Origin of the sequence: Moraxella lacunata, from assembly GCF_002027545.1 — a bacterium.
GTDB classification, from domain to species: domain Bacteria; phylum Pseudomonadota; class Gammaproteobacteria; order Pseudomonadales; family Moraxellaceae; genus Moraxella; species Moraxella lacunata.
In genome coordinates, this window is sequence record NZ_MXAN01000048.1 from 1 (window position 1) to 3692 (window position 3692).

Here is a 3692-nt window from a genome sequence, read left to right on the forward strand (position 1 = left end):
AGTTTCAAGGTTGTTGTCTTGCCATAAGGCTTTTTTACCTGGCAAGGCAAAGTCTTTGTGATTGATGAGTATACCTTCCACCCATTTAATTGCCTTGCACACAGCACTTTTAGTAATACCAAAGTCTTGGGCTATGTGAAATTGACTGCGGTATTCTCTGTAGTAGTTTAAGGTTATGACAAGTTTACTCTCTGGGCTAATTTTGGCTTTTCTACCGCCTTTTTTATGTTGTTCATTGTAGGCTTCTTGGAGTATTGTAAGCATGTGTTGATAAGTAGTTCTTTTTATACCAAAGTATCGTTTAAACTCACTGTCGTTTAGTTTTTCAGCTTGCTTGGGTGTCATGTCTTGGTTTTTTAAGGTTAAATGGGTATTATAACATGATGTGTTGTTGGTTTGGAAAGGGGTCTATTATAGCGTTACCATTGAAAATATCCGCTTTAACAAAGGCGAGGCGGTCATTTTGTCTGACATGGACGAAAAGATTTTGCTTAATAGTGGCTTTGCCAAAGCCATGCTTGCCAATGGTGAGCTGGTCAAGGTGGAGGACAAGGGCGAAACTGCCCCAAAACCAAAAGCCGAACCTAAGCCAAAAGCCGAACCTAATCCAAAAACCACCGCCAAAACCCAAACGGCAGAATCCCCATGATTGCAACATCTGTTGTGATAAGCGACACCAAGCTACTTAGCCGTATTATGACTACCGCCAGGGGCTACACCGCTCGGGTGCGTGTGGGCTATTTTGGCAATGAACGACATGCAGGTAAGCGACCTATCACACTGGGCAACCTAGCAGGCATACACGAACACGGCACAAGGCACACGCCAAAGCGTATGTTTGTTTATCCTGCCCTAAAAAAGAACCGTGGCAAGTACCTAAAATTGGCAGGTGGGTCATTTTTGCCGATTGTGCGTGGGCGAAAGACCACCACGCAAACTTGGCATTATGTCGGGCAACAGGCAGTTGAGGACGTGCAAGACTTTATGGTTACAGCAACCTTTACACCGTTGAATGAAAAGACCATTAAGCAAAAAGGCTCATCAAGACCGCTTGTTGATACAGGGCAACTTCGCCAGTCCGTAACTTACAGGGTGAAAAAATGATTACAAGAGACGATTTGACAGACCGCTTTGGCTCGTTTGAAATTGAACGTCTTGAAAAGAACATCAATGACCCCGAGGCGGTACAAAAAGCCATTGATGACGCAACGGAGCTCATAAACGGCTATGTGGGCGTGCGTTATCGCTTACCCATGCCTATCATGCTTGCGTCCATTGGGCGTGCTGTGGCGGTGGTGGCACGCTATTATCTGTACAAGGATAAGCCTACCGACACCGTCCGCCAAGATTATGAGGACATCATAGCGTGGCTAAAAGACGTATCATCTGGCAAGGTCAAGCTAGATTTTGGTAATGGCGTGGACGATAGCGACCAATCCGCCTTTTATCGCACGGGGGCTTTTGTTGCATGATGAATTATTTTGAAGTTGAGTCGCATATCGTCCATCATATCAAAAACAACGTGGATAACCTATTGGCGGTTGATACGCCTTTTGATATTGACGATATGCTGGATAATAGCAATGTTACACCGTCCGTCTCGGTCATCTACTATGGCGACAGAATGGGCGAGAATGGGGCTAAGGGGGTGCTGACAAGCCAATACCAACAATGGCTTGTTGTGCTAAAACTGCACGACCCCAACGCACAAGCAGGCAACACCAACTCCCTGCGTGAGCTTGCCAACCCGTTTATTCTGCAAATCCTTGATTGTATGCAAGGCTTTGACCCACAATTAAAGGCTTACCGACAGTTTAAGCGAGCCGATAGCCCTGTGGGGGTGGGCAGTAGTAGCGGATTTGGCTATTTTCCGTTTTTGTTTGAAATACAAATGTTTATTTAAAACCGCTTAATCAAGCGGTTTTTTTAATGATTGGATTTCTGATAGGATTTGTTTAAGTAGGTCTGATTGGTCGGTTGGGCTAGCAAGCAATCCATTGTCCAACAATTCAACAATAGCGGTGTTTAACGACATTTTATTATCATTGGCATAATCTACAACCGCTTGATGTAGGCTAGGCGGTAAACGGATTTGCGAGCGTTTCCAAGTGTCTTGCGTTTGCAGTAATTCGTGGTGATTGAGATATGACATAAAAATTTGTGCCTTTTTTGAAAAAAAATCTTGACATAAATTATAATGTCATATATTATATTTGTCAATGACATAAAAAATTATGTCAGATTGGGCAACCGCCCATAAATAAGCCCTGCTATCCGACCAAGAACCGCAGGGCTAGAACCTTAACTCAATAAAAGAAAATGTTCTATGAACAATTTACCACAAAACCTAAAAACTGTCAATTTTGACGGTTTGCCAGTCGCTTTTACCGAAAACGGCTATCTTAACGCCACAATGATTGCCAAACATTATGGCAAGCGTGTGCAGAATTATCTAAAATCTGAACGCACACAGGATTATATCCGTGCCTTAGATGAGCATTTGAGTGAAGCCGTTTTTATGGCTTCGGTAGAAAATAGTGAAGCTCCAAAAAGAGCTTCACAAAATGACCTTGTGATTGTGCAAAAAGGCAATTCACAAGAATTTGAGCAAGGTACTTGGCTGCACCCAAAACTTGCGATTGATTTTGCTCGTTGGCTCAATCCACGCTTTGCGGTATGGTGCGATATGCAAATTGAGCAAATGCTGATTGGTTCGGCTCAATCATTAACGGCACAAATCACCCAAACTTCCATTTTGTTAAAAAATATTGACGGCAATTTGTCGCAGGCGGGGCGATACCTAGCCATTCACGGCAAGCAGACCAAGCCAAGTTTAAAGAGTAAATTGTCCGAGTTGCTTGCCAAAGCCCAACCATTTCTCCCCTTCGTTGAGTTTGGGGGTGAAAAATGAAGTACGAGCATATGAGCAAACATACATTGCCAGCCTTGCCCGTGAAAACCTGCATTGGGTAAGTACGCTCATCACCCTTGCCAAGAAAAATGGGGCGTATAGCGAGACTTTGCTCGACATCGCTGAGTATCTGTCAGACACGCATTATAGCGACTTTGACGAGATGGCAAACGAGATGAAATAACCCACAACCACACAAAACCACCCCTAAGTTGGGGGCGGTTTTTTATTGAGACTTATCGGCATACTCACGAATGGCAGTCATGAGTAGCTCGTTTTGGTTCATGCCTAGCCTTTTGGCGGTGGCAACAATAAACTCAATGTCTGATTCGTGTAGTTTAAAGGCTTTGAGCTTAATGCCCCGTTTGGCGTCGCTGTCAGCTTGGATTTGGGTGCGTGATTTGGGGGTGTTGGTAAGTTTTGGCATAAGTCTTGACCTTTTTCTTAAAATGGCTTATGATAATAGATAAGGAGTGGCTAGGCGTTTCCCCCTAACCGCACCTTAGCGACTGCTACTCGCCTTAGGTGTGTTGATTAGTAGGTTGGATGGCTTACCAACAACAGGGCAATGATTACAACTAGCTTAAACACTGTTTTCATTGCTTTACCCCTTGTTTTTGATGGTAACGATGGCTACCATCTTACCAGTCAAGCAACCCTTGCTTGATGGTGTATATTATAGGTTAAACCTATCAAAAAAGCAAGTATTTTTTAAAATATTTGCTTTTTTATTGCCTGTTTATTTTATTTTGTAACCGCTCCAATGAACCGACCCCCAAAT

At 43.5% G+C, this 3692-nt stretch carries 9 protein-coding genes; 6 read left to right on the forward strand and 3 right to left on the reverse strand.

All coding sequences use genetic code 11. The features are described from left to right. The coding region (locus B5J94_RS07020; protein WP_211271065.1) for a helix-turn-helix domain-containing protein at positions 1-264 on the reverse strand (264 nt) is incomplete at its 3' end. A 127-nt stretch (positions 265-391) separates the two neighbouring features. On the opposite strand from B5J94_RS07020, the gene B5J94_RS07025 reads away from it, so the two are divergent. From B5J94_RS07025 to B5J94_RS07040, 4 genes are read left to right on the forward strand one after another with little or no spacing between them, the layout of a single operon-like run. After that, entirely contained in the window at positions 392-649 is a 258-nt protein-coding gene (locus B5J94_RS07025; RefSeq protein WP_143821932.1) for a hypothetical protein, read from the forward strand. After that, complete coding sequence (locus tag B5J94_RS07030) at positions 646-1104, forward strand: hypothetical protein (protein ID WP_062501382.1); 459 nt, start codon at positions 646-648, stop codon at positions 1102-1104. The genes B5J94_RS07025 and B5J94_RS07030 overlap by 4 nt, the downstream gene beginning before the upstream one ends. Beyond that, the gene (locus B5J94_RS07035) at positions 1101-1472 is read left to right on the forward strand and encodes a phage protein Gp36 family protein (RefSeq protein ID WP_079364026.1); all 372 of its coding nucleotides are present in this window, start codon (positions 1101-1103) and stop codon (positions 1470-1472) included. The genes B5J94_RS07030 and B5J94_RS07035 overlap by 4 nt, the downstream gene beginning before the upstream one ends. Next, positions 1469-1903: a phage tail terminator protein gene (locus tag B5J94_RS07040; RefSeq protein ID WP_062501379.1), complete on the forward strand. Its 435-nt coding sequence runs from the start codon at positions 1469-1471 to the stop codon at positions 1901-1903. The genes B5J94_RS07035 and B5J94_RS07040 overlap by 4 nt, the downstream gene beginning before the upstream one ends. A 6-nt stretch (positions 1904-1909) precedes the next feature. Here B5J94_RS07040 and B5J94_RS07045 read toward each other — a convergent pair whose 3' ends face one another. Next, complete coding sequence (locus B5J94_RS07045) at positions 1910-2152, reverse strand: hypothetical protein (protein ID WP_062501378.1); 243 nt, start codon at positions 2150-2152, stop codon at positions 1910-1912. A 174-nt stretch (positions 2153-2326) separates the two neighbouring features. On the opposite strand from B5J94_RS07045, the gene B5J94_RS07050 reads away from it, so the two are divergent. Both B5J94_RS07050 and B5J94_RS07060 read left to right on the forward strand, forming a co-directional pair. Then, complete coding sequence (locus tag B5J94_RS07050) at positions 2327-2911, forward strand: KilA-N domain-containing protein (protein WP_062501374.1); 585 nt, start codon at positions 2327-2329, stop codon at positions 2909-2911. Next, positions 2901-3095 carry a hypothetical protein gene (locus B5J94_RS07060; RefSeq protein WP_228144551.1) on the forward strand — a complete coding sequence of 65 codons (195 nt, stop codon included), beginning with the start codon at positions 2901-2903 and terminating at the stop codon, positions 3093-3095. The genes B5J94_RS07050 and B5J94_RS07060 overlap by 11 nt, the downstream gene beginning before the upstream one ends. 42 nt (positions 3096-3137) lie before the next feature. Here the strand turns inward: B5J94_RS07060 and B5J94_RS07065 are convergent, their stop codons facing one another. Then, positions 3138-3338, reverse strand: a complete 201-nt coding sequence (locus tag B5J94_RS07065; RefSeq protein ID WP_062501372.1) for a hypothetical protein — start codon at positions 3336-3338, stop codon at positions 3138-3140. Positions 3339-3692: the final 354 nt, after the last annotated feature.